This window comes from Barnesiella sp. WM24, from assembly GCF_004570975.1.
GTDB lineage: Bacteria > Bacteroidota > Bacteroidia > Bacteroidales > Muribaculaceae > Muribaculum.
In genome coordinates, this window is record NZ_SPPC01000004.1 from 77,284 (window position 1) to 101,405 (window position 24,122).

Genomic DNA, 24,122 nt, shown 5'->3' on the forward strand with positions numbered 1-24,122 from the left:
TATGGATATTTCAATTGATTTTTTTCACAAGGTCTGTCCTGCGGCTGTCGAGCCGTCGGGCAAGATATTCAGGGCTGTCGCCGGCTTTTTTGAGGAGACATCCCGCCGGTGGCTCTCTATGGTGGGCCCGGGGCTGATGGCTGACATCATGTCACAGGAAGAGTATGGGGAGGTCGCAGACCTGATGAAGCGCTTTGTTTGCCTCCATTCGCTGTACCGCGCGGTGCCGCAGCTTGACCTGGTGCTGACCCCTACGGGCTTCGGGGTGGTCAGCAGCGACTCGATGGCGCCTGCAAGCGCGGAGCGTGTGCGCGCACTGAGGGATTCTCTCGCCCTCGAGGCGGGGATGGCGTTTGACGCCACGCTTGAGGCGCTGAGCCGCATCGAGAGGTGGAGGGCCTCCGAAACGGCACAACGCATGGTCTGGACGATGTTCCCCGGATGCCGTGACATCGCCGATATATCAGGCAAGCCGGTAAACATCGCCCTGAGGGGCGAGTGGATGCCGGAGATCAACGGCGCGGAGCGCGCTCTTGCCTGCCGCCTTTCTCCGGAGCTTATGCAGCGCCTCCGCGACGGGGTGAGGTGCGGTGACCTTTCCGATGCCGAGGCGGAGCTGCGGGGAATGATAAAGGGCTTTGTCCGCGCATGGGTGCGCCATGACGGGTCGGCAGACCGGATGGACTACAGGATCCTGGAATTTGTGGAATCGAGAATCGGGGAGTTTCCTGCCTATGCGGGCTCGCAGACTTTCCGGGCTAATCATTTTGAACGGTATGAGAACAAAAAAGATGACTCGTGTTTCTTTTTCGGACGGTGAGGTGCGCATCTCCCTGCCCCGCTGCTGGGAGGAGCTTACGCAGAGTGAGCTGGCGGCTGTGTACCGCGTCAAGGCTGCATGCTCGGAGACCGGGAGTGAGTCGGTGACGGCTCTCGCCTTCGCTGCGATTTCCGGAATGAAGGTGCTTTTCCGCCGTGACGGGAGATTTGCATGCAGGTTCCGGAGCGGCCGCCGCCGTGTCGACATATGGGTCTCGCCGGATCTGCTCGCCGAGCAGCTTGACCCGCTCGAGTTTATCAACGAGCCGGGGGCGGTGCCCGTGAGGCTCGACCGCATGCAGGGACGCGACGCAATCGACGCCCGGCTGCTCGGTGTGACATTTGGCTCCTATCTCAGGCTTGAGAACCTTTATCAGGGCTTCCTCGCCTCAAGGGATGCCGGGGTGCTTGCCGAGATTGCAGCCCTGCTCTACCCCGGAGGGGGATTTGACAGGCTTGAGGGCTACGAGCAGGTGAACGTGCTTAACTGGATGGTGCAGGTCAAAAACATGTTTGCCGCCGAGTTCCGTAACTTCTTCCGTCCCGCCGCCGGCTCTTCCGAGGTGTCGATGCTCGACGTGATGAACTGCGAGATACGCGCCCTCACCGGCGGGGATGTCACCAAGGAGGACATGATCCTGGAGATTGAATGTCGCCGCGCCCTGACGGAGCTTGACTTCCTCGCCCGTGAGGCGGAGGAACGGAAACGCGATCTTAAACGGAGCTGAACATGGACGCAAAAAACTATTTTGACGCGGAGACCTATTTCAGGGAGATGTGCGAGAGCAACCGTCTCGCCTCCGACTCCGGCTTTACCTTCTGTACCTGCTCGGGGCTGACGGCCCTGCAGGGCATGCTCGACGAGTTCCGCACGTCGAAGGCGTTTTTCTGCCTTGACGACACCAACGACGGCAACCTTTTCAGGGGACGCTCCGGCGGATGGTTCAAGAAGCGCACCTTCACGGTGTTTATCATGCACCTGTATGACTACAGCGACATGAGGTCCTATGCCTCGGCGCTGGGACTGTGCCGGACATTGTTCTCTCAGGTGATGTCGCGCCTTATCGTCGACGCCGACGACCCCGCCAACGAGCTCGTCTACCTCCACACGGAGAATGTGCTGTGTCGCGAGCTGGGGAAACATTCGCTTAACGGCTGCACGGGGCTATATTTCATGATAGATGTCTCGGAGCCTGTGGACCTGACTTATGACCGCTCGCTATGGCAGAAAAAGCCCTGATCACCGACCTCCACGCTTATTCGGAGGCGTGGACCGACAAGATGATAGAGATATGGCTGGAGAAGATCGAGCGCCGACGTATCGTCGACACCGGCGCGCTGCATGAGTCGTTCAGCTCTCAGGTGGGCTACCTGTCTACCGGGGCCACTATCGAGATGAAGTTTCTTGAGTACGGGCTGGCGCAGGAGTTCGGTGTCGGCAACGGGTACACCCGTGGCAACGGCGGCGACCTGCAGATACTCGACCCGGACTATCGCGAGGCCCACGGTCTTGACCGCAAGCGCCGCGCCGGGGCACGCTCCCATCCTAACATGACATCGGGAAAGCCGCGCTCCCGCCGCCCGTGGTTTAACGCAAAGTATCTCGCCTCTGTCAGAGCCATGGTCGAGGCTCTCGCCCGTATAGGGGGCGAGCACGCCGCAGCCTCCATCGCCGACTCGCTGTCGTCATCAATCGGGTCAGGCGACCTTTGATGTCTTTTTTCTGATGACTGTCTTTACCGATATTCGCTACTGTTATGGACAAGAATACTTTATACGCAAAGGCACGCAAAATCCGTGACGCGAGCCTGCTGAGAGAGAACACGGCAAGCCGTGTCGGCTCTATGTTTGTGGAAATCATTGACAACATCCCGGAGGTCGACCCCGCTGATGTCGCAGGGAAAGCCGACAAGGCGACGACGCTTGAGGGCTACGGCATCACTGACGCATACACGATGGAGGAGACGGAGATGCTGCTGAGCCTGGAAAGTCGCAGGTTAAGCGACGGACTCTCACCGGGCCTGGTGATGGAGTTTCACGGCTTCATGACCAGGGCGGAGCTGATGGCTGCCACTGCCGGCAAGCTTGACAGCTCCTTGAAATGGGACTTCTCGAAGGATTCAAGGATGAGAGTCTACTGGGTGGCTGACGCGCTTGACTACAGCGCGTCCTATCAGGAGGGCGGACAGTGGGCGCTCCACGACACGGTGAAAGACCTGTGGAACTACGGCAGTATCGGCACATACTGGCATTGCCGCTCCTCAAACCCGTGGACTTACATGCACGGCCCCGACTTCTACCGTCTTGAGAATCTTACCGAGGGGGCTGTCGGTGCCAACCACCGCCATGAGCTAAGATACATCGGCTCGCTTACATCAGGCTCGGGGGTGACGGCGTTTGCAGGGGTGGTGGAATATGACCACCTGTATTATCCCGACACGGAGACTGTCATCTCCGACCCTGACCGTATAATCTTTGTAAAGGACAATCCCGACCCTGACTATGACCCGATGGAGTTTAACGGCGGGTTCCTGGCTGAGAAAGACGGGGCGTGGTACACGCTCTGGGAAGACGCGGGACACGTCGGTGAGGCACAAAACGGGGTGTACCGCCCGGTGCAGGGACGGATTTATCTCGACACGTCGACATGCCGCCTGTATGTCGGTGACAGCGAATCAGGGCTGACGGCGGCTGACGCTTTCGCCCATGACGGGGTCGTGGAGCTGAAGCCCGTGGTCGCGGCAATCCGCTCGAGGGTGATAAACCACGAGCCGTCGCTGCTGCCGCCTGTGGCGGGAATCATGGACACTGTGCCTGACATTACGGAGGGTGAACCCCCGGTCTACGCCGCTATGTCGCCGCCGGAGGTGTGGGTCGTGCGCCCGACTGTGGATGTCAACGGCTATCAGACTGTCGGAACCAAGCCGCCCATGAACAAGATGCTCGCGGTCAAGTATCGCGGCATCAAGATAGGCGACACGGATGAAAAATGGGTCACCGGCGAGGAATGGCTGCGCGAGCGTGGCTACCTTAATGCCGAACGCTATATCATCAACGACTCGGTGTATGTCGTGAGGGCGACAACTGTGTCGGGCGACTCCGGGCTTGGCACGCTCGCAAAGACCCGCTATACATGGACGCTGCTCGGCAGCCTCTATCTTCCCGACGGGGGCGCCGTGGCGGCCCACAGGCTCGCGCCCGATGACTTCGAGACGGCTTTGCGCACTGCGCTCGCCTATGCCAAGGCTAACGGGCTGTCAACGGTGGACTGCACATGGTTCACCGGCGAGTGGCGCTGCAAGGAGCGGTTTATTGTGGATTTTCCGGTCAACATTCGTCTCGGAAACGTGACCGTGACGATGGAGGACACTCTGTTTTTCGACATCCGGAGCAACAACGTGAAGATACAGGGCGTGAACCGACAGACCGACAGGACAGTCAACGACAGCAACGCCACTGTGCTGGTGCTTGAGGGCGTCTCAAACCTTAGCACGGAGGGCTACCATATATATTCGCGTGGCAACAAGAACTGCCAGTACCGGGACATGGTGCTGAGAGGGACGCAGACCTCGTCGGGGCGGCAGTGTAACAACGCGTCATACCCTATCGACGGGACGGGCGGAATTTATATCGAGAAGGGGAATCCCGGCACTACAAGCTCCGGAAACACCATTAACGCCACCATCCTCGACAACCTGCTTATCGACGGGACCAAGGCTCATGCCATATATCTTGACACGCCTATCCTGTCGATGATACGCGACGTGCGTATCTCCTATGCCGGAGGGCACGGGGTGTTTATCTCCGGAGGCACATCGACCACGCTTGAATCGGTCTATGTGGCTTCGGCTCGTTATGCCGGGTTCTGCCTGCAGGGCATCACCTATTGCACCGTGTTCAACTCCGTGGCTGAGAACTGCGGCTGCGGATGGTGGCTGCGCTCGGTATTCAACACCTCGCTTTTCTCGCCGGGCGTCGAGACCACCTACAACTATGGTCTGAACCCCTGGGCTGGCGCCTACCGCGTGTCGAAACGCTACGGGCTCGCCGTGGACACCACCGCTGCCGACGGCACACCGGTTAGGATTACCGACGTGCCCGACGACAGCTGGGCGATGGGGTCGCGCAGCATCCACGCCCGCTCGCTCTTCTGCGGCTACGCATTTGTCATCACAGGAGGACGTAACGTGGACATATACTCGCCCTACTGTATCTCGATCGCAAACGAGCTGAGCCCGGCAAGCCCGCTGCTTGACGCGGTGAAAGACCAGCTCTGCCTGATGATGATACTCGGCAACAGCCGCGCGGTGAAGGTGTCAAACGCAATGTTTCAGGAGCGCAACACCTCGCCGATACCGGCGGCTATACGCCACGAGATAGAAATCGCCGCGGAGGCTTCGGGCATGGACCTGTCGTATAACCCCGACAGCTCGATGATGCCGTCATGGACGGCGATGAGCCCGGTGACCGACGACGAGACCAAGACCGCGCCGGTGCTGTGCCTGTCAAAGTCGGCGCTGGTGCATTGCGGCAACCGCTTTTACACCAACGTCCAGTTTCTGGGTAACATCGAGATTGGCGGGGCGGCGCAGATTGCCGGGCAGATTGTGACCGACACGGGCATCATCACGAAGGGTCCGATAATCAACTATGACGAGGCGGCGCTGAATCTTCAGTATGTCATAAGCCCCGACAGCTCCGAGATTGACTACTCCTACAACGGCACGGAGTTCCGCGTGGTGCCGAAAGCCACGTTTGCGCTCGACAACGTGACAGCCGACACAAGATTCTCCCTGCTTGTCGACGGCGTGGAGCTCGCTTCCACCACCGGCGGAAACGAGATGTCGTTCAAGCTGTCGAGCCCGGGCGCTCACAGTATCGTGCTGCATGCCGCTTACGGTGACAAGACAGCCGATACCGAGCCGCGCATTGTGACCGTCAGGGAACCGGCAAACCTGCCCATCGAGTTCCGGTCCACCACGATGCTGAAAGCGGAGGACAAGGCGGTCACGCTGCATATCACATACCGGGGCACATACCAGGTGACCGAGGCGGGTATCGCGTATTCAAGCAACAACCAGTCGCCCACGACTTCGCAGAACTCGCAGAAGCTCGCGTCGCTCGACCTCATTCAGGATTCGACCGACGGGCTGCTGCATAAATATACTATCGACCTGCCGAGAACCAACGCTTCGACAGTGCGGTACGTGCGCGGCTATGTGAGGGCGAAGGAGGATGCCGACGCGACATCCGCCTATGCCTACTACGACACCGCCGTCTACAAGGTGGTGGGTGACACGATAGAGAAGTTATAACCTTAGACTATACGGTTTATGAGACATTTAAAACAGGAATTTGACAAACTCACCTTTAAGGAGGTGCTTGTCTACACTATGGCTATAGTGTCAATGACGGCGGGGCTTGTGATGCTGTTTCTCTGCGTCTACATCCCGCCCGAGGGGCTGATTCATGAGTCGATTCTGACGGCGTTTGGCATCATATGCGTGTTCTCGGCTTCGCTGCTGGGAATTTCGATGCACTACGCCAGCGAGCTTGATCGGTTTAAAGAACAGGTGGGGCGGCAGATTGCCGAGCTCGCCACAGGGAAAGGAGGTGAACAATGAAGTATTTCTCTTTTCAGGAATTTGAGCGGAGCGAGACAGCCTACCGCCACGGCATCGACAACACGGCGCCGGAGAGCGCACGCAGGAACATCGCGGCGCTTGTCGACATGGTGCTTGACCCTCTGCGCGAGGCGTGGGGCAAGCCGATAACCGTGACATCGGGCTACCGGTGTCCGGAACTGAACAGGAGAGTCGGCGGAGTGTCCGGGTCGATGCACCTTACAGGATGTGCCGCCGACATATCCACCGGAAACGCGGTCGACAACCGCCGCCTGTATCAGCTCGTGCAAGACTTGAACCTGCCATACTTTGAGCTCATCGGCAAGAAGTATGATTTCAGATGGCTGCACATAAGCTACAACCCCGAAAGGGCTAAACGTAATCCGTCATGACGCGGTGCATATTGTTTGCCGCGCTGCTGGCGGCTGTGATATGCGGATGCACCCGCACGGTGTATGAGCCGGTGGAGACTGTCAGGACGGAGAAAGACGTGGTGACGCGATGGCTCACCGACACGGTGATACAGAATGACACCCGTTTTATCTTTGTCAAGGGAGACACGGTGATTGACTGGCGTGACCGATGGCGCGAGCGCACCAAAGAGGTGCATGACACTGTGTACGTCGAGCGCACTGACTCGGTGCCGGTACCCTATCCGGTGGAGCGTGAGCTGTCGCGATGGGAGCGCGTCAAGGTGGATTATGGCGGCTTCGCCCTGGGGCTTGTAGGCTCGGTGCTTGCCGTAGCAGTGATTTGGCTCGCGAAAAAATTTCGCAGATAAAAATTTTACGCCTATCTTTGCTGTCAAGGAGAGAAGGTTGCCCCGGTTGTCGCATGTGAGTGCGTCGCCGGGGCTTTTTCTTTACTGCCATCATTTTTTTGAAAAATAATCGCTTGTTTATTTGCTCACTACGAAAATTCGTAGTATATTTGTATTGTCAAATTAAACAAAGCAATACAATGAAACGACGAAGAAAAGAAAGAATTAGACTCTCTCAAAAAGAAGAAGAGCTGATAAGAGCAATCAGAAATTACCGACTCAGTTATCCCAACGGTTATCCGCAACTGCTCTACTTCATTCAGCAACTGGTCGACGAACTGACCGACCTGCCCTAAAAAATCACCAACCCTCCCTTGAAAAAGGGAGGGTACAAAACAATAAAAGTATGGAAACAATCATGCAAAACAAGACACTCGTCACAGATATGAGACAGAAGATGTCAGATATATTAATCGACATATCTTGGCGTGAAATCGCCCGTAACTATTTCGGAAAGTCAAGCTCATGGCTATACCATAAGCTTGATGGAATCGATGGCAACGGCGGTGTCGGGGGCTTTTCTCCTGAGGAGGCGCAACAGCTCAAAGGGGCGTTGTGCGACCTGTCAGCCCGTATCCGCAAGGCTGCCGACTCAATCTGATATGCCTTGTTTAATTTGACACTGTCCGCATCAAGGCGGCGGACACCGCTCACCCTCGCCATCTCGGCGGGGGTGACTTTTTATGTGTGATTCCGGTTGTCGCATGTGAGTGCGTCGCCGGTTTTTTATGGGCTGTGACATAAAAAATATTTTCCTATCATGTTTTTTGTGTAAATTATTTTGCTAAATAAAAATTTAGCATTATCTTTGTATCGTAAATCAAACGAGAGAACAATGAAATATAAAGAATTGCACAAATTACTCCGCAAGGCAGGATGCCGGGACACGGGTCGACAACGAGGCGGACATCCGCTGTGGTACTCCCCGATTACCGGAAACTACTTCAAGACAAGCAACCACGGCTCGGAAGAAGTCAAGTCAGGCACTTTGAAATCAATTCTCCGCGATGCCGGGATTAAGTAAACGGGAGGGGGTTTAGCCCCTCCCTTCCTGACAGGAAGAGACCAAATTTGTTTAACAATTCAGAGTATAGAGTATATTATATAGTATGAAAACAGTGAGAGTATTTATTGAAAGAGGCAAGGATGGCACTTATGGTGCATACATGCCCGATGACAATCATCTTGGCTGGGGCGTCCACGGCGACGGTGCTACTGCCAGTGACGCTATTGCAGAATTTAAAACCGAGTATGAGGACATGAAGTCTTTCTTCAAGGAAGAGGGAAAGCCTTTTGAAGAAGTGGAGTTTGCTTTCTCCTACGACCTTCCTTCATTCCTTGTCTATTACGCGGATTTAATCTCGTACAAAGGTCTTGCAAAACTCACGGGAATTTCTGCAGCACAGCTCTCGCAGTACATCTCCGGCTACCGTACACCGTCGGCCAGGACAACGGAAAAAATTCAGAATGCACTTCACGCATTCGGTAAAGAGCTAAGCCAGTTGCAGCTTGTTTGATTTACACTTTTACATTGTTCGCACTGGTTACACCCTCGCCATCACGGTGAGGGTGACTTTTTTTATAAAGAGAACGCCCGGCATCGGGGTGATGTCGGGCGTTCTCGGCGTCTTAAACTTAATGAGTTAAATTAATTGAGGTTTGGTGGATGATATTGCTTATCTCCTGAAGGGAGTCGGATAATATCCTGAGTTCTGAGTCGGTGAACGCCACCGGCTTGCCGTTGACCTTAGCCTGATTGATGCGCTGATAGAGCCATGTACGATCTTTGTCGAAATATTGTTTGGCAATCTGGGCGAGGTTAAGATAGGGTGCTGCATCGCCGAGTATAGACTTCACATCCACGTCGTGACGCTTACGTCTACGCAGCCCGTCTCGCAGCCGGGTCATCGCTTCCTTCTTCTCTTCCGGCGTATCTGCGAGGGCAAATGCCTTGTTCATGAGCGTGTCGGTCTCCTCTGCCGAGAGTGTCGGCTGGGCGATAATCTTATCGATGGCGTCTTGCAGTTCCTGTTTCATATCTTGTCGTTTTATATCATCAAAAAAAATGTCTTAATCGTTAGAGTACTTTAAGGAGTCCCGTGTTACCGGGACTCCAAAGCTGTCACTTCTCGGTTAACAGTAACGCGGCATACTCTCTGATGATTTCCTCCACGGTTTCCAAGAAGTCCGACTCGGTCATCCACCCCTCTTCAAGGAGTCTTTGCTCGTTTCGGAGATAGAACCTCAATTGGTTGAGTAATTCTATCCGGTCATTTAAACCTGTTAAAGTACTCATGTCGTTTAAGACAATGCAAATTTAATACTCTTTTGATTATTATGCAAGTTTTTCGACAATAAAAATTCGCTTTTGATTATTTTTTTTGTGCTGCTCTTGCACAATCCGATTCTTTGACGTAGATTTGCAGTGCTAAACTTAAACGAGCGTATATCGCTTCCGTCGGGCATCGGTCAATTGTCCGGACATAAGTCAGGGCTTTTTTTATGCCCTATACATACACAGCCATTACGGCTGTCATATCCAATAACATCTTTGTCCTTCGGGGCGACGCTTGTTTGAGTTTAGCGACGGGATATGACAGCCGTTTTTCTGTCTACAACGCTAAACTCAAACAAGCAATGAAAGCGATTTCATTAAAGGCACCGGGCAGAGCCTTAAATCTCCCGAAAGTGACAGTCAGTGGCGCCACCCTGCGCCGGGTATCAACATTCGCAGCCGCAGCCGGAACCGCCGGGGCATGGATATGCGCCATCGCCGACCGACCCGTCGCCACTTGCCTCTGCGCACTGCTCGTGACTGTGTGTGCAGCAGTCAATCACTCAAGCAAGGAAGGAGGCGAGATATGAAATATTTTGTGACCCTGAATATCCTGAAGTCGACCACCAAGCTCGGGCAGTTGCTTACCGACATCGTGGTCAAGCGCTATGACAACGCCCTAATTCTTGACGAAGAGGCTTCGTCAATCCCCCAATTCCTGGAGGAAAAGATTAAGGAATTGTGTGCCGCAAACCCGCGTCTGAAACCGATGGTGGTGCATGCCACCGGATTTACTGCCGATAAGCGTATGCTGCACCGCTGGGCTTCAGCACAAATTTTTGTATGCACTAAAGACGGGGACAAGGCATGGACCGACAACCGCCCTTTCACCATACAGCTTACCCCTGTATCGCATGACCGAACATCCTCCAAGGGCAACCGCCCCGGTGACTGCGGGGCGGAGGAACCATCATTATATCAATCCTCCGGAAGCGATGTATCGAAGAAGTAATCTATCATTAACACTACTGACACTTTTAAAATATGGAACTTAAAGCAACAACATATACAGAGAGAATCAACGAAATAGTCAATCTTGTCAACGAGGGGAAGCTGCCTGTGCAGATGGGAGTGCTTGCCGCCTCTCTTGTCAACGATCGACCCGACCCTAATCCCGATCCAGACAGTGAAAACCTCTCTTCCGCCGAGCTTCGCAACCGCGTGGGCGAGATGTGTGACATCTCTCTTAATGAAGTAGCCGAGGTGATGATGGCGCTCGGATACAGCCTCTTTATCGACCCTATATCCGGGCCGCTATGGGCGATTACCGGGGAACAAGCCGACTGATAAGCAAAGGACACATTTTTTTTACATTTTTATATCGAGGACAGCCGCGCGCGATGCGTGGCTGTCTTTTCCCTTACAAAATATTTGGATTTTTCACATAAAAGTGTTAAATTTGAACTGAACATAAATATTATCGACATGACACCCTTGATGACAACATTGCATTACGTGTTCCAATCCGACGGCACTCTGTTGTGGATTATAATACTTATGGGGGCAGCTATATTTGCATTTGCCGCAGTCATAATATGTGTGCGTGCAGTCAAATATATGATTATTGAACTATATGAAGGTATAAAATTCACTATAGAATATTGGCGCGATAAGGATGGAAGAAAAAGAGGGATGTATGATTAGCCACATGCACTAAATAGTTAACTTCAGTTTAATTATATTTAAGACAGTCGTGTGACTGTCTTTTTTTGTTTTTAACCGACCGGTAATTTAGCGATGATAAATTATCGTAACCATGTCACAGACAACACAAAGGAGAGCCGAGGTGACCATCGACCTCGACACCTCAGGCTCGGAAAGCAAGATTGACAAGCTGAAGGCGAAGGCGACCGAGCTGCGCAAGGCATTCGCCGACGCGACAAAGGCAGGCGACACCAAGGAGGTGAGCCGGCTTACCCGCGAGATAAACAAGACCAATTCGGAGATACGCCGTCTGCAGACCAATGCCGAACGCGTACGCGACGCCATGGTGTCGCTTGACAAGGCGACGCCGAAGCAGCTCCGGAACACAATCAAGATGATTAACGCGGAGCTTAACTCCGGACGCGTGGCGCGAGGCTCGCGCGAGTGGAACAACTACGTGAAGCAGCTGCAGCGCGCTCAGGCGGAGCTAAAGAAGGTAAATATCGAGATGGGAACAGTGTCCAAGTCGCAAGGGGGCATGCTTTCAAGCGTTGCCGGGGTGTTCACCAAATGGTGGGGAACCTATACAATATTGTCCGATACTATCAATCGCGTCAATACTAAACTTGCCGACCTGAAGAAAAGCTACACCGAGAAAGATGCCTCACAAAAAAATCTCAAGGCATTGACCGGCCTTGATGACGCAGATATCGACTGGCTCACGAAACAGGCTGAAAGGCTTTCCGTCGCCATGGACGAGACCGGGCTTCGTGTCACCCAATCGAGCAAGGAGATACTTGAGGCATACATGCTCGTCGGCTCAAACAAGCCGGAATTGCTCACCGACAAAGAGGCTCTTAACGCCGTCACAGTGGAGACCATGCGCCTGTCATCAGCGGCACAGATGGGGCTCAAACAGGCAGTTGACGCTACAACAACCGCACTTAATCAATATAGTGCCGGAGCCGACCAGGCGGCGAAATATGTGAATGTACTTGCCGCCGGCTCGAAATTCGGAGCTGCTAATGTGGAGCAACAAGCGGCGGCAATTCTTAAATCCGGTACTGCAGCGGCTTCCGCGGATGTGCCTATCGAGGAACTCGTCGGCTCTATAGAGACTCTTGGTGAGTTTGGCGTAAAGGGTGAGATTGCCGGCACGGGATTAAAGAAATTTTTCCTGACGCTCCAGACAGGAGCCGCCGACACCAACCCAAAGGTAGTGGGGCTCATGACCGCAGTCGACAACCTGAAAAAGAAAGTCGACGAGGCGGAGAGCAAGAGTGTCGGAGGGGGCGCGGCATTCCTTAAGAAAATGTTTGGCGAGGAGGGATTTTCCATCGCCTCCATCATCACGGCCAACACTGAGAAGCTGCGTGACTATACCGAGGCGGTGACCGGCACTTCCGTCGCGATGGAACAGGCGGCAATCAACTCCGACTCTCTCGCGGCAAAAAAAGCTCAGCTGAAAAACAAGATGGAGGAAGCAGGGAATGTGCTTATTGAGAAACTCAATCCCGCGCTGGAGATGCTCGTAAGCTGGCAGTCAAAGCTAATCGGGTCTTTGCCCGATGTCATTGATTTCATTGAAAAGAATAAGCGTGCATTGCTGACTTTGGCGGCAGCATATGCAGGCTATATCATCTATGTCAAGGGAGCGGCAGCCGCACATAGTTTACTCAACGGCATCACTAAAATTACCACAGCCCTAACCGCAACAGGGACTGCAGTAGTGAATCTTGCATCGTTTGCATGGAACACCTTTACAGGAAATACAATAAAGGCATCAATAGCAATGAAGGCGTTTAATGCCGCATGTGCATCAAACCCCGTAGGCGCGGTCATCGCGGTATTGACGACAGCTGCTATCGCTTTCGGAATGTATAAAGAGTCAGTCGACAAGACTACAAAAGAGCAGGAAGAACTGCGCCGGAAACAGGGGGAATACCGGCAGTCACTCCGTAAAGTCGCCGAAGACCACGAAAAGGCGGCACGCAAGGAAATCAAGAATATTGATGCTCTTGTCAATGCCGCCAAAGATGAAAACCGGTCTCGCAAGGAAAGGCTTGAAGCTGTCGAGTCCTTGAAAAGGCAGTACCACGACTATTTCGGGAAGCTGTCGACTGAGCAAATTATGGTCGGAGACACCAAGGACGCTTACGACAAGCTCGTGACCTCGATTCTTCAGGCTGCGAGGGTACGAGCCTATGCCGACAAAATCATAGAGAATGAAGATGCCGAATATGACCTCGACAAGAAAATCGCCGAAGCTGAAGCCCGCAGGGAAGAAATCAGGGAGCAGTCCCAGGCGTGGTATAAGACCCTGCAAGACTTGGAGTCTCAGGTAGATTGGGAAGGGTCGAGCATATCGAAAGAGGTGGCAAAAAAACAGGTCGAGGAACTTTCTAAACAAGAAAAGCAGATTCGACAAGAGATATCCGACCTCTATGACCAGCGCGCAGAAATTACCAAGGCTAACGAGGAGTTGAAGGAGCGCGGCGGTCTGTCTGACAAAGCTCTTGAGGACTCTCGCAAAACCAGTCTGACCGCCACGCCGACCGTGACCCCGCAGCTCGGCGAGACTGACAAGCAGCGCAAGGCGCGCGAGAAGGCTGAGCGCGAGGCCGAGCGGAAACGGAAGGAAGAACTAAAGAAGGCTCTCGATGAAGAGAAAGCCATCTATCAGAAGTCGGTGGCAGAGACCACGGCTCTTTACTCCACCGCCGGCATCGACTACCGCGAGTATCTTACACGCATGGCTGCTGCTGATGACGAGTATCTGAAAGGGCGCAAAAAGGTCTACACAGACCGCCATCAGGAAGAGAGTGCCGAATACGCATCACTTCTCCGGGAAGAGGAAGAGACAAAGAGGAAGCATGTCGAGTCGATGCGCAAGCTTGACATAAAGACTCTTGACCGCAACAGGGCTACCGCCGCCGACAACGCCACTTCCGATTTTTTCGACCCGCGCTCTGCGGCGTTTCAAAATCAGAAGGCACTTGACAAGCGTCTGCTCGATGCCGATGTCGAGTATCTTCAGGCAAAACTGAAGCTTTATGAAGAGGGGTCGGAGGAGTATCTGTCGGTAGAGGCGGAGCTTGAAAAACGACTTGCCGATGACCGTAACGCAAAGCGGAGGGAGACCGCCGAGGCTTACATGCAGTTTATCGAGCGTTTCGGCAAGTCGTCGGGGTCATTTCGCGAACAGGCCGAGATCGCCATCCTTGAAGAGCTACATAAACAAGGTCTTATCAGCGAGGAGCAATATCAGAAGGCGCTCGCGGAGATAAAGAAGAAGTATCGGAAGGAGGACAGGGAAAAGGCACGTGCCGAGGCATTTGACGCCAAGCGCAGCGACAAATGGGAGGAACTGCTTGACGGGGCATACACAAGCACCGGGGAGTTTGACCGTATCATCATGGATCTGTATCAGTCGTTTCACGACCTGTTTGACAATGTGACCTATGACAATGATTCTTTCTGGGAGCGTTTCCAAGGTGCCGCCACGTCATCGCTTGCCGCAGTGTCGGCGGGATTGAGCATGGCGACCTCCTACATGCAGGCATGTCAGGACGCGGAACTGGCGAAGATAGAGAGCCGCTATGACCGTGAGATAGAGGCGGCGGGCAACAACACCAGGAAGACCGCGAAACTGGAACGCCAGAAGGAGGAGGAGATTGCCCGAATAAAGAAAAGATACAATGACCGAGCCATGAAGATGGAGCTTGCCCAGGCTATCGCACAGACAGCGACCAATGCCCTCGGGGCTTACGGGGCTATGGTGGAGATCCCGGTAGTGGGGCCCGCACTGGCTGCCGCCGCCGCTGCCATGGCGATTGCCGCCGGAATGGTGCAGGTTGCCACCATCAAGAAGCAGCATGAGGCTCAGGCGGCAGGCTATTTCGCCGGAGGCTTCACCTCGCGTGACCCTGACAACCGCAGGGAGGTGGGCGTTGTGCATGCCAACGAGTTTGTAGCCAATCACAAGGCTGTGGCTAACCCCGCTATAGCGCCTGTGCTGCGGCTCATCGACCGCGCCCAGAGAAGTAACACTGTGGGCTCGCTTACAGCCGATGACGTGAGCCATGCCCTCGGCAGAAGCCCGGGGGTGAGCGCGAGAGGGGGCGGCTCTTCTCCCTCAGAGTCCGGGAATATGGGCGAGGCGCTCTCTAATCTATATGGCGTGACGGCAGCATCAAGGAAAGCTATCGACCGCCTGGCTGACCTGATCAGCGAAGGACTCCCCGCCTACATGGTGATGGATGGCGAGAATGGATTTGACCGCAAATACAGGAATTTTCAAAAGACAATCAAAAGGACAAAGGTATGACAGAACTTTCTATCAACGGGAAGCCGGTGGCGCTTAAAGAGGGACTTTCATTAAAGATTACGGTAGCCAACCCGTTTTTCACCGACTCCGACAGTTTCTCCTATGACTTTGAGATCCCGGTGACCGACGCCCGTAACTCCGACATCTTCGGGCAGCTCAACAGGATGGACTCAAACAAGGAGCCTGACGAATATGCGGCGCGGCTGACTGTGGACAATGTGGTGCTGCTCGACGGCAGCGCCGTTGTCACGGCTGTGACCGACTCTTCGGTCAAGGTGCAGCTGCTTGGCGACCGCACTGCCTATAACTACGAGTCGGCGACCGACGGTATATATGTCGACGAGCTCAGCCTGGGGGCAATACGCACGGAGGATGTCACCGCACCCGGGGCGGGCGGTTCCGGAGGAAACGGGTCATGGGGGTCGACCTCGGGTGACCGTAACCCGGGGTCGACCGGAGACACGGGCACAGACACGGCGCCGGAGGGTGTCACATATCATGACCCCGAGGGCAGATGGGTGCGCTATCCGGTGATGAACACCAACACCGACAGGATTGCCAACGACTACCTGTTTTATCAGGACAAGAGCGGCACGGTGCATTACGGCATGGTCAACGTCAGACCTGACCCGGCAGCTCACGAGACCGACTCCCGCATGTCATACAGGACTATTCAGCCTAAGCTGTGGTGGATATGCCAGCTCGTGGCGGAGGCCACGGGATGCACCCTGAGCAAGGAGGACAACGGGATGTACACCGACACGTTTTTACGCAAGATATTCATAGCAAACACCGTCCCTAACTGCCCCGTAGCATATGTCCTGCCTCACTGGACGGTAGCCGAGTTCTGGCAGTATGTGCGCGAGGCTTTCGGGGTGGTCGCGCATAAGTCGGGCGACACAATGAAGCTCGTGCCGCGGTCGGCATTTTATGCGGATGACTCCACCATCCAGTCCATAGGAAGGGTGATCGACGAGTATTCATGCGACATGGATGACGAGGAGGCTGCAGATGTGTCGACAAGCAATGTCGCTTTCGCCTCGTTCGAGCATGACCCCTGTGACCTGCTTGACAGCTCTGTGACAGAGGTCGCGAATATCGACGAGTCACACGCAAGCCTCATGGAGCTTCGCTTCTGGTGGAGCACGTTGTCAGACCAACAGAAAGCGGGATATAAAGGCACAATATTCAAATGCAGGGACGGAAGGGAATATATCTATTTCTCCGAACGGTTTGAACGCCCCGCCCTCGTGCAGGTCAACCAGTTTGCACCGCGTGTGACCGACTCCGGGCGCGATGCCTCCGAAATATCCCTGAAGTTCGTGCCATGCTCCTACCACGAACATCAGATCGATGTCGCCTGTTATGTCGACCAAAGGGGCGGAGGGTATTACGTATACGCCTCCGAAAAAGCGCCCGGCACTCACGACATCCTCGCGAGACCCGACCGGGACCAGTACAGGTATGTAGCCCCGAGCCTTGAGGACATCATCGACGGCGAGGACAGCGGACCGGAGACAAAGGACGATGTAGCCTACATCGCCCTCGAGGGCGGGATGGTGGCTGCCGTTGCCAAGGCGGGGGATGCCCCGGGGGAATGGCTGACGGTAGACTACCCGGACCCGTCGCTCCGCGAGCGGTGGATATGCTATGAAGGCGGGGATGTGAGCTGCGAACACCGGGGCGACTCACTGGGGCTGCTGCTGCACAAGGGCTCGCATAACCTCGGGGAAAACGCATTGGGAGGGCGTGTCTCCATTTACACCAAGGCGAAGATGTGCGTGAGGTTCATACAGGACACGATACCGGATCCTACGCATCTTTTCAATATCCGCAACAGGCTTTATGCGTGCGAGAGACTGGAGGTCACTGTCGATTCAGAGGGCAGACAGCCGGTGATTACAGGCTACTTCTTCCCGGCGTTCCTATAAGTCGCCGTGAAAGGTCTTGGTCTCTTCGCGTACCGGAAGGTCGCGCCCCTGGAGGTAATGATTTGTCGTGGAGATGTCGGAGTGGCGCGCCTGATCGCGGGCGACGACGATGCCGGCACTGTTGGCGAGGTCTCTGATGCCGGAGTCCTTCAGTGAGTAGAACTGATACTCGTCGCCCCATTTCAGCGCCTTTCGTATCTTCAGCCACCGGCGCCGGAACTGCTCGCTGCTGCCCTTGGTGGGACAGGTGCGCATCTGGTCGCCGAAGAGATACCAATCTCCGGGCTTGGTAAGCACACCAAGGTCGACCATGAGCCTGACGAGGTCGGCATTGAGCCCCACCTTACCGTCTCGCTTGTTCTTGCTGTTGGCGGCGGGGATGAAGACGGTCTGCTCCTTGACAGAGATGTCTTTAATCTTGACCGACACAAGTTCCTGGGGACGGATGAATGTGTAATATTCCATCCTGCACGCGAGCAGCATCATGGGGTCATTTTTCTCAAGATATTCACTCAGCCTCCGGAGCATGCGGCCGTCGAGCGGCTGCCGCTTCTTCGGGTCTTCCGGAATCGGCTTGATTTTCTCGACAGGGTTGCTGCTGCAATAGTCGCGCTCCATGAAGAACGCCATCAGCGATGAACACCATATGCGGTAGTTATTCCTGGTCCTTGCCGAGACCTCCTTGTCATAATAGAGAAAATCAAGGAACTCGGCGAAGAATCCCACGTCCATCTGATAGATGTATTTGGGCTTCAGTAAAAGCCCGTCCATATAGGACATCAGCTGATTAAGAAAAGATGTATAGCTTTTTTGTGTGCTGTATTTGGGGATTTTTTCAAGATATTTCCTGTATCTTTCAACTGCCCGCTCGATGGGGATATAGTTCCTGCTATCGTTTTCACCCACCCATGGCGACCATCCCTGGCGCAGCATCAACGTTATCCGCTCGATTAATTCAGAGGCGCGTCGCCGGCGGTCGGTAATCTTCTTTATGCCGTCAAGGTGATACTTCTTTCGCTTCATCCTACCCTCCGCAGGGTCATAGGAATTAAAATCAACATACCATTTTTTGCCGGTATGGAGCCTCGGGTAAGTGAACGGGAGAACCTCACTTCTAAAAGTCTTTTGTCTGTGTGCCGGGCACATTTTTTTTACATTCTTTAGCTACAAAGAATGTCGGTTCATACTATGCGGCAGCTCGCATTATGTCTACAATCTGTCTACGTCAAAAACATCAAATCCCCGCAACTCGATGAGCTACAGGGACTTGCGTTGTTTTGAGCGGAGAGGACGAGATTCGAACTCGTGGTAGGATTGCTCCTACGTCAGTTTAGCAAACTGGTGGTTTCAGCCACTCACCCACCTCTCCTTCAGCGTGGGTCATTTCTGACTTAGCGGTGCAAAGTTAGACATTACTTTTGATATTTGCAAACTTTTTTGAAACTTTTCTTTTGCAACATATTTTATGTCGGTGTCACGGAATAGGCAGCAACGCTGCGCATGAAGTCATGCAGAATTTACACATGCATGATACTGAATATTTTATATGCAGTTTTGTTTGATTTCAGTTGTGTTTATATACATTTTTCGTAACTTTACGTCATAACTCAAAATTCATCATCATATGCGTGACTATATTCTTATCGAGGACCTTGCCGCCGATGACCGACCGCGTGAAAAGGCGCTCCACAACGGCATCGGGTCGTTAAGCAACGCGGAGCTTATCGCCATTATTTTCGGGAATGGCATGAAGGGGAAGTCGGTACTTACCATGAGCCAGGAACTGATAGCACGCAATAACGGCAGGCTCTCCGACATAGCGCGCAAAAGTATCAGGGAAATCGTGAAAGAGAATCAAGGCATCGGTCCTGCAAAAGCGATATCTCTTGCGGCTGCAATAGAACTCGGGATGCGTTGTCAGGCGGAGCAACCGCCGGAGCGTACACGCATCACCGGAAGCAGCTCTGTCTACGACCTTATGAGAGCCAAGCTACAGCTGCTCAACCATGAGGAGTTCTGGATTGTGTTGCTATCGCGCTCAAATCTTGTCATTGACACTGTAAGGCTCAGTCAGGGCGGAAGTTCCGGCACAGTTGTCGACAACAAGCTGCTGTTCAAGAGGGTCCTTGAACAGGGCGACGTGGTGTCAGGGATAATCCTCGTACACAATCACCCGTCGGGCAACCTGCGTCCAAGCGTTGAGGATGACGCTTTGACCCGACGCATAAAAAGCGGTGGCGAGCTACTCGACATCAGAGTGCTCGACCACCTTATCATAAGCCCTACATCATATTACTCCTACAATGACGAAGGCAGGCTATAGTTCAACACAACACAGGCGCTTGCCATAGTCTTTTTGCGGTATCCATTATCAGTCCGATCTTGTCCCACTGATAATTCTCGGCAAGCGCAGTCATCTCGTCGCTGTGAAATCCACACCGCGGGCCAACACCGATTCTGTCTATATCGACATAATTAGCAGCGGCATAAACGCTTTCAACGAGTTTCTCAAGATTTTCCATCTGAGGATGATGAGAAGCGACAAGCCCGAGCACAACCTCGACACCTTCAGGCAGATACCTGAGCGGAGAGAAGTCATTGTCAAGAGTGATGTCAAACTCCAGTAAAAGCCGGTCAACATGGACGCCTGCAAACAAAAAAGGTGCTATCAGGTTGTAATCACCCGCGGGAACCCACGGGGAATGATGATTGCCACGACAAATATGGGCGGCGACAAACATGTCGCCGGGCAGACTGTCAATGACCCTGTTGTTTATATCAATCAGTCCTGCAATCTCGCTTTCTACATCAATACCGCTTATTATCTTGCGGTCAATGTAGTCGGGGTCGCAAAAGCGCCCCAAGGAATTGTCATCAAACTGCACATGACGACACCCGATGTCATACAGCGTCTTTACTGTCGCCACATAGGCATCCACTATATCGGCAGCCAATTCACTGTCAGATCCGTAATAATGGATTACATTCCCGTTATGAGACTTCAAGGTCACAAACAATTGCGACGGTGAAGGGAGTGTCTGCTTTACTGCTGCACCATGTGCCACTTCTTTCAAAAATCGGAAATGACTAAAAAACGGATGCGCGGGATTATACTTGACCTTACCCGATAAAAGCACTATATCGGTCAACACTTCCTGCGACTGATAAAGATGCCCTCCTCTGATATTTACCTTATCAATTCCGGCTAAACCGCAAAAGAAATCATTTGCCCAGTGCATGCGCCGGTATTCACCGTCAGTCACCACCGAGAGTCCCGCCTTTTTCTGACGGGCTACAAGTTCTGTCACACACTCATTTTCTACGGCACTCAGCTGTTGAGAATCTATTATCCCGGAGGCATGCCGTGCCCGTGCCTCCTTTAATCGTTCAGGCAGAATGAAACTGCCCACTACTTCGGCATGACTTGATGCCGACATGAATTTATGAAAAGCTTTTTCCATGACAAATATATGTGTTTGCCAATTGAAAAATATTTTCGCATCGCGTGCCTAACCCACGAGTTCACGCGACCTTTAAGAGAAGGCAGGTCTTCTGACTTATTCCGGAGCGGCAAACCCTTCCCAAATTGTCAATTCAGTGGATATGTATCACCGTCCTTTGATAGAACTTACAGCAGCGGGACTGTCCGGGATTTTCACCCGATTCCCTATTAATGCCTGTCGGGGCAACCTTTTCTGAGTGCAAAATTATACATTATGACAGAATGCCGAGCCTACAGACTGTAAAATTTAGTTAATGAAGCTTTAGGACTATTTGCCCGACAGGCGATAACAACATAGCCACAGGGGACGACGATCAGCCATCACCCCCTCTGTGACACAATATTACCGGCACGCAGCCGCGGCCGAATGAAGTATTTCAGATAGCGACGGATGGGCATGAATAGCCGAAGCCACATTATCGACAGTGACACCTGCCGACATGGCAAGCGCCGCCTCCTGAACAAGATCGGCGGCATGGCAGCCACATACATGACATCCGAGTATAAGCCGGCTGTCAACATCTACGATGAGCTTCAGCAAGCCGTCAGTGTCGCCCATCGCCTGCGCCTTGCCATTTGCCCGAAACAACGACTTGACAGCCTTATAGTTTAATCCCGACTCCTTGCAACGCTCTTCAGTAAGACCGACCATCGCACATTCAGGCAAAGTAAACGCGACAGCCGGCACAACCGACAGATTTATGTCATCGCCCATAACGGCGGCAGCCTGAGCCGAAGCCACATGGGCAAGCATCATGCGGGCATTCACATCACCGATTGCATAGATACCGGGGACAGTCGTAGCAAAAGTCTCATCAGTGACAATCGCTCCACGCTCCACGTTTATTCCGGCCGCCTCCACCCCTTCAGGTATAACAGGCCGGCGTCCGACAGCCATAAGCACCTCGGCGGCCTCTACCGTCGCAGCATTGCCTTTGACAGTATATTCCACCTTCTTGCCCGGAGCTATAGAAGTCACCTGCGCCCCGGTAATTATCTTCACTCCAAGACGCGACAAGGAACTGCGCAGACGCTTCGCTATGTCTTTGTCAAAGCCCGGCAATATCTCCTTGCAATACTCAATAACTGTCACATCAACTCCAAATGCCGACAGGATGCAGGCAAATTCCATGCCTATCACCCCACCCCCTATTATCACTATCGAAGCGGGAAGCTCCTTTAACTCAAGAATCGCGTCACTGTCTATGGCAAGATCGGCTCCGGGGATGTCAAGTGAGGCCGGAGACGAGCCGGTGGCTATAACGATACGCGGAGCGGCATAGACCTCCCCGTTTACCTCCACATGTCGTGAGTCGGTGAAGCGTGCCTCCCCTTCGACAATATGCGCCTTTGACAGCATCATCGCCACATTATCACGCAGCCCGTTAACAACCTGCTCTTTACGGTCTAAAACACGGTTATAGTCCAGCGAAAACGAACTCACATCAACCCCGAGGTCAGAGGCCGAACCTATAGCGCGCATAAGTGAGGCAGAGCTGCATAAAGCCTTTGTCGGTATGCAGCCACGGTTCAGGCATGTTCCTCCAAGGCGCTCCCGCTCAATAAGAGTGACCGAGAGACCGCGGCGCAGAGCCCCGGCGGCAACCTCCATGCCGCCGGGTCCGCTGCCTATCACTATTATATCACTGTTGTACATTATCAATCAACTCTTTATATGTCACTACCGGATGTAATGCCGCATTAGTGTCATCGGGATGACCTACCGGCGTATTGTGCGGCGCACTTTTCACCACGTCAGGCGACTCCGCAGCTTCACGCGCGATATCGTGCATCACTCTGATAAAATCGTCAAGCGTCTCCTTGCTCTCCGTTTCGGTCGGCTCAATCATGAGCGATTCATGAAACAGCAACGGGAAATATATAGTCGGCGCATGATAGCCGTGGTCAAGCAACCGCTTGGCTACATTCAACGTTGTCACTCCGCCGGACTTGTCGATAAGACCGTCAAACACAAATTCATGCTTGCACACTCCATCAACAGGAAGCAGATAGGCATCGCGCAATGACTCCTTGACATAATTGGCATTCAGCGTTGCGAGACGCCCCACCATGTCCAGTCCATCGCAGCCAAGCGAAAGAATATAGCTCAAAGCACGCACAGCCACTGCAAAATTGCCAAGCGTGCCCGTAACCTGACCGAGAGAACAATCGGAATAGCTGATGTCAAATGTCCCGTCATCTTTCTTGACCACTCGCGGATTTGGAAGCAGATGTTCAAGACCCTTCCTGACACCCACGGGACCGGCACCGGGACCGCCTCCGCCATGAGGCGTGGAGAAGGTCTTATGCAGATTTATATGCATCACGTCAAATCCCATGTCGCCCGGACGCGCCACGCCCACAAGCGGATTAAGATTGGCTCCGTCATAATACAGCAAAGCCCCTGCTTCATGCACAAGCGATGCAATCTCGGGTATATTGCGCTCAAAAATGCCAAGTGTGTTGGGATTGGTCATCATGACCGCAGCCACCGTATCGTCAAGCAAAGGGCGCAGGTCTTCGACATCGACAGTCCCGTCTTCACGGCTTTTCACCTCCACCACCTTCAGCCCGGCGACAGCCGCACTTGCCGGATTTGTGCCGTGGGCGGAATCAGGTACAATCACCTTCACACGCCGGTCATCGCCACGTCCGGCATGATAGGCACGTATCACCATCAGTCCCGTCAATTCACCATGAGCACCCGCGTAAGTATTCAGCGTAAACTCGCTCATGCCGCCAATCTCCGAAAGCGTCTGCTGAAGAGTATAATACAATTCCAGCACGCCCTGTACCGTAGCCGAAGGCTGATAAGGATGCAGCGAAGCGATTGTCTCGTCGGCAGCCATCTCCTCGTTAATCTTCGGATTATATTTCATCGTGCATGATCCGAGAGGATAAAAACCGGTGTCAACGCCAAAATTATTGGTACTCATGTTATTGTAATGCCTCACCACTGTAGGCTCGTCTACCTCGGGAAGTTCCGGTGCGGTCCGGCGCAACAGCACCTCCGGCAACTCATCGACCGAAGGAGTGCAGCCATTGGATGGCAAGCGGTAGCCTCCGCGTCCTTTTCGCGAAAGCTCAAATATCAATTTGCCGTAACATTCTCTATTCATA

General features: G+C 53.5%; 24 protein-coding genes, 1 tRNA gene and 1 riboswitch. Of the genes, 19 read left to right on the forward strand and 6 right to left on the reverse strand.

The annotated features are described in order from the left end of the window. The first annotated feature begins 1 nt into the window (after window position 1). From E4T81_RS05115 to E4T81_RS05165, 12 genes are all read left to right on the forward strand, one after another. Window positions 2-820 carry a DUF6712 family protein gene (locus E4T81_RS05115; RefSeq protein ID WP_135042071.1) on the forward strand — a complete coding sequence of 273 codons (819 nt, stop codon included), beginning with the start codon at window positions 2-4 and terminating at the stop codon, window positions 818-820. Continuing rightward, complete coding sequence (locus E4T81_RS05120; RefSeq protein ID WP_135042073.1) at window positions 777-1,547, forward strand: hypothetical protein; 771 nt, start codon at window positions 777-779, stop codon at window positions 1,545-1,547. Before E4T81_RS05115 ends, E4T81_RS05120 begins: the two co-directional genes overlap by 44 nt. A 2-nt stretch (window positions 1,548-1,549) precedes the next feature. Beyond that, window positions 1,550-2,059 (forward strand): hypothetical protein, encoded by a 510-nt coding sequence (locus E4T81_RS05125; protein ID WP_135042075.1) that lies wholly within the window; start codon window positions 1,550-1,552, stop codon window positions 2,057-2,059. After that, the gene (locus E4T81_RS05130) at window positions 2,041-2,532 is read left to right on the forward strand and encodes a hypothetical protein (RefSeq protein WP_135042077.1); all 492 of its coding nucleotides are present in this window, start codon (window positions 2,041-2,043) and stop codon (window positions 2,530-2,532) included. Before E4T81_RS05125 ends, E4T81_RS05130 begins: the two co-directional genes overlap by 19 nt. Window positions 2,533-2,576: 44 nt before the next feature. After that, window positions 2,577-6,134, forward strand: a complete 3,558-nt coding sequence (locus E4T81_RS05135; protein WP_135042079.1) for a right-handed parallel beta-helix repeat-containing protein — start codon at window positions 2,577-2,579, stop codon at window positions 6,132-6,134. Window positions 6,135-6,152: 18 nt separating this feature from the next. Then, window positions 6,153-6,443 carry a hypothetical protein gene (locus tag E4T81_RS05140; protein WP_135042081.1) on the forward strand — a complete coding sequence of 97 codons (291 nt, stop codon included), beginning with the start codon at window positions 6,153-6,155 and terminating at the stop codon, window positions 6,441-6,443. Next, window positions 6,440-6,835, forward strand: a complete 396-nt coding sequence (locus tag E4T81_RS05145; RefSeq protein WP_135042083.1) for a D-Ala-D-Ala carboxypeptidase family metallohydrolase — start codon at window positions 6,440-6,442, stop codon at window positions 6,833-6,835. Before E4T81_RS05140 ends, E4T81_RS05145 begins: the two co-directional genes overlap by 4 nt. Continuing rightward, window positions 6,832-7,224, forward strand: coding sequence for a hypothetical protein (locus E4T81_RS05150; RefSeq protein ID WP_135042085.1), 393 nt, complete (start codon window positions 6,832-6,834; stop codon window positions 7,222-7,224). Before E4T81_RS05145 ends, E4T81_RS05150 begins: the two co-directional genes overlap by 4 nt. A gap of 179 nt (window positions 7,225-7,403) precedes the next feature. Continuing rightward, window positions 7,404-7,559, forward strand: coding sequence for a hypothetical protein (locus E4T81_RS15595; RefSeq protein ID WP_167761718.1), 156 nt, complete (start codon window positions 7,404-7,406; stop codon window positions 7,557-7,559). 50 nt (window positions 7,560-7,609) lie between these two features. Continuing rightward, window positions 7,610-7,864: a DUF5053 domain-containing protein gene (locus tag E4T81_RS05155; protein ID WP_135042087.1), complete on the forward strand. Its 255-nt coding sequence runs from the start codon at window positions 7,610-7,612 to the stop codon at window positions 7,862-7,864. A gap of 234 nt (window positions 7,865-8,098) precedes the next feature. Further along, window positions 8,099-8,287, forward strand: a complete 189-nt coding sequence (locus tag E4T81_RS05160; RefSeq protein ID WP_135042089.1) for a type II toxin-antitoxin system HicA family toxin — start codon at window positions 8,099-8,101, stop codon at window positions 8,285-8,287. 85 nt (window positions 8,288-8,372) lie between these two features. Next, window positions 8,373-8,780 carry a type II toxin-antitoxin system HicB family antitoxin gene (locus E4T81_RS05165; RefSeq protein WP_135042091.1) on the forward strand — a complete coding sequence of 136 codons (408 nt, stop codon included), beginning with the start codon at window positions 8,373-8,375 and terminating at the stop codon, window positions 8,778-8,780. 118 nt (window positions 8,781-8,898) lie between these two features. On the opposite strand, the gene E4T81_RS05170 is transcribed toward E4T81_RS05165, so the two are convergent. Continuing rightward, window positions 8,899-9,300 (reverse strand): DUF5053 domain-containing protein, encoded by a 402-nt coding sequence (locus tag E4T81_RS05170; protein ID WP_135042093.1) that lies wholly within the window; start codon window positions 9,298-9,300, stop codon window positions 8,899-8,901. A 600-nt stretch (window positions 9,301-9,900) separates the two neighbouring features. Here E4T81_RS05170 and E4T81_RS05175 point away from each other — a divergent pair. From E4T81_RS05175 to E4T81_RS05200, 6 genes are all read left to right on the forward strand, one after another. After that, the gene (locus E4T81_RS05175; protein ID WP_135042095.1) at window positions 9,901-10,128 is read left to right on the forward strand and encodes a hypothetical protein; all 228 of its coding nucleotides are present in this window, start codon (window positions 9,901-9,903) and stop codon (window positions 10,126-10,128) included. Next, a complete protein-coding gene (locus E4T81_RS05180) occupies window positions 10,125-10,550 on the forward strand; it encodes a hypothetical protein (RefSeq protein ID WP_135042097.1) in 426 nt (141 codons plus the stop codon). Before E4T81_RS05175 ends, E4T81_RS05180 begins: the two co-directional genes overlap by 4 nt. Before the next feature lie 32 nt (window positions 10,551-10,582). Then, window positions 10,583-10,885, forward strand: coding sequence for a hypothetical protein (locus E4T81_RS05185; protein WP_135042099.1), 303 nt, complete (start codon window positions 10,583-10,585; stop codon window positions 10,883-10,885). Window positions 10,886-11,023: 138 nt separating this feature from the next. Then, window positions 11,024-11,242 (forward strand): hypothetical protein, encoded by a 219-nt coding sequence (locus E4T81_RS05190; RefSeq protein ID WP_135042101.1) that lies wholly within the window; start codon window positions 11,024-11,026, stop codon window positions 11,240-11,242. Window positions 11,243-11,354: 112 nt separating this feature from the next. Then, entirely contained in the window at window positions 11,355-15,569 is a 4,215-nt protein-coding gene (locus E4T81_RS05195) for a phage tail tape measure protein (protein ID WP_135042103.1), read from the forward strand. Then, entirely contained in the window at window positions 15,566-17,500 is a 1,935-nt protein-coding gene (locus E4T81_RS05200; protein ID WP_135042106.1) for a hypothetical protein, read from the forward strand. Before E4T81_RS05195 ends, E4T81_RS05200 begins: the two co-directional genes overlap by 4 nt. Here E4T81_RS05200 and E4T81_RS05205 read toward each other — a convergent pair. Continuing rightward, complete coding sequence (locus tag E4T81_RS05205) at window positions 17,495-18,523, reverse strand: tyrosine-type recombinase/integrase (RefSeq protein WP_245207014.1); 1,029 nt, start codon at window positions 18,521-18,523, stop codon at window positions 17,495-17,497. The two genes, E4T81_RS05200 and E4T81_RS05205, sit on opposite strands and share 6 nt — an antisense overlap. A 259-nt stretch (window positions 18,524-18,782) precedes the next feature. Then, a tRNA-Ser gene (locus E4T81_RS05210) sits at window positions 18,783-18,869 on the reverse strand. Between the two features lie 255 nt (window positions 18,870-19,124). Here E4T81_RS05210 and radC point away from each other — a divergent pair. Continuing rightward, window positions 19,125-19,823, forward strand: coding sequence for a DNA repair protein RadC (gene radC / locus E4T81_RS05215; RefSeq protein ID WP_245207015.1), 699 nt, complete (start codon window positions 19,125-19,127; stop codon window positions 19,821-19,823). 1 nt (window position 19,824) lies between these two features. On the opposite strand, the gene E4T81_RS05220 is transcribed toward radC, so the two are convergent. The 3 genes from E4T81_RS05220 to gcvPB form a co-directional block, all read right to left on the reverse strand. Beyond that, the gene (locus tag E4T81_RS05220) at window positions 19,825-20,961 is read right to left on the reverse strand and encodes a 5-methyltetrahydropteroyltriglutamate--homocysteine methyltransferase (protein WP_135042110.1); all 1,137 of its coding nucleotides are present in this window, start codon (window positions 20,959-20,961) and stop codon (window positions 19,825-19,827) included. A gap of 63 nt (window positions 20,962-21,024) precedes the next feature. Then, window positions 21,025-21,209: riboswitch (cobalamin riboswitch) on the reverse strand. 136 nt (window positions 21,210-21,345) lie between these two features. Continuing rightward, a complete protein-coding gene (gene lpdA / locus E4T81_RS05225) occupies window positions 21,346-22,659 on the reverse strand; it encodes a dihydrolipoyl dehydrogenase (RefSeq protein WP_135042112.1) in 1,314 nt (437 codons plus the stop codon). Then, window positions 22,646-24,121, reverse strand: coding sequence for an aminomethyl-transferring glycine dehydrogenase subunit GcvPB (gene gcvPB, locus E4T81_RS05230; protein ID WP_135042114.1), 1,476 nt, complete (start codon window positions 24,119-24,121; stop codon window positions 22,646-22,648). Before gcvPB ends, lpdA begins: the two co-directional genes overlap by 14 nt. Window position 24,122 lies beyond the last annotated feature (1 nt).

Coding starts and splice junctions, on each gene's coding strand:
- E4T81_RS05150 (WP_135042085.1), top strand. CDS start 6,832: ATGACGCGGTGCATATTGTTTGCCGCGCTGCTGGCGGCTGTGATATGC.
- E4T81_RS05165 (WP_135042091.1), top strand. CDS start 8,373: ATGAAAACAGTGAGAGTATTTATTGAAAGAGGCAAGGATGGCACTTAT.
- E4T81_RS05185 (WP_135042099.1), top strand. CDS start 10,583: ATGGAACTTAAAGCAACAACATATACAGAGAGAATCAACGAAATAGTC.
- E4T81_RS05175 (WP_135042095.1), top strand. CDS start 9,901: ATGAAAGCGATTTCATTAAAGGCACCGGGCAGAGCCTTAAATCTCCCG.
- E4T81_RS05205 (WP_245207014.1), bottom strand. CDS start 18,523: ATGAAGCGAAAGAAGTATCACCTTGACGGCATAAAGAAGATTACCGAC.
- E4T81_RS05115 (WP_135042071.1), top strand. CDS start 2: ATGGATATTTCAATTGATTTTTTTCACAAGGTCTGTCCTGCGGCTGTC.
- radC (WP_245207015.1), top strand. CDS start 19,125: ATGCGTGACTATATTCTTATCGAGGACCTTGCCGCCGATGACCGACCG.
- E4T81_RS05135 (WP_135042079.1), top strand. CDS start 2,577: ATGGACAAGAATACTTTATACGCAAAGGCACGCAAAATCCGTGACGCG.
- E4T81_RS05145 (WP_135042083.1), top strand. CDS start 6,440: ATGAAGTATTTCTCTTTTCAGGAATTTGAGCGGAGCGAGACAGCCTAC.
- E4T81_RS05160 (WP_135042089.1), top strand. CDS start 8,099: ATGAAATATAAAGAATTGCACAAATTACTCCGCAAGGCAGGATGCCGG.
- E4T81_RS05130 (WP_135042077.1), top strand. CDS start 2,041: ATGGCAGAAAAAGCCCTGATCACCGACCTCCACGCTTATTCGGAGGCG.
- E4T81_RS05155 (WP_135042087.1), top strand. CDS start 7,610: ATGGAAACAATCATGCAAAACAAGACACTCGTCACAGATATGAGACAG.
- E4T81_RS05140 (WP_135042081.1), top strand. CDS start 6,153: ATGAGACATTTAAAACAGGAATTTGACAAACTCACCTTTAAGGAGGTG.
- E4T81_RS05170 (WP_135042093.1), bottom strand. CDS start 9,300: ATGAAACAGGAACTGCAAGACGCCATCGATAAGATTATCGCCCAGCCG.
- lpdA (WP_135042112.1), bottom strand. CDS start 22,659: ATGTACAACAGTGATATAATAGTGATAGGCAGCGGACCCGGCGGCATG.
- E4T81_RS05220 (WP_135042110.1), bottom strand. CDS start 20,961: ATGGAAAAAGCTTTTCATAAATTCATGTCGGCATCAAGTCATGCCGAA.
- E4T81_RS05200 (WP_135042106.1), top strand. CDS start 15,566: ATGACAGAACTTTCTATCAACGGGAAGCCGGTGGCGCTTAAAGAGGGA.
- E4T81_RS05180 (WP_135042097.1), top strand. CDS start 10,125: ATGAAATATTTTGTGACCCTGAATATCCTGAAGTCGACCACCAAGCTC.
- E4T81_RS05190 (WP_135042101.1), top strand. CDS start 11,024: ATGACACCCTTGATGACAACATTGCATTACGTGTTCCAATCCGACGGC.
- E4T81_RS05195 (WP_135042103.1), top strand. CDS start 11,355: ATGTCACAGACAACACAAAGGAGAGCCGAGGTGACCATCGACCTCGAC.
- E4T81_RS15595 (WP_167761718.1), top strand. CDS start 7,404: ATGAAACGACGAAGAAAAGAAAGAATTAGACTCTCTCAAAAAGAAGAA.
- gcvPB (WP_135042114.1), bottom strand. CDS start 24,121: ATGAATAGAGAATGTTACGGCAAATTGATATTTGAGCTTTCGCGAAAA.
- E4T81_RS05120 (WP_135042073.1), top strand. CDS start 777: ATGAGAACAAAAAAGATGACTCGTGTTTCTTTTTCGGACGGTGAGGTG.
- E4T81_RS05125 (WP_135042075.1), top strand. CDS start 1,550: ATGGACGCAAAAAACTATTTTGACGCGGAGACCTATTTCAGGGAGATG.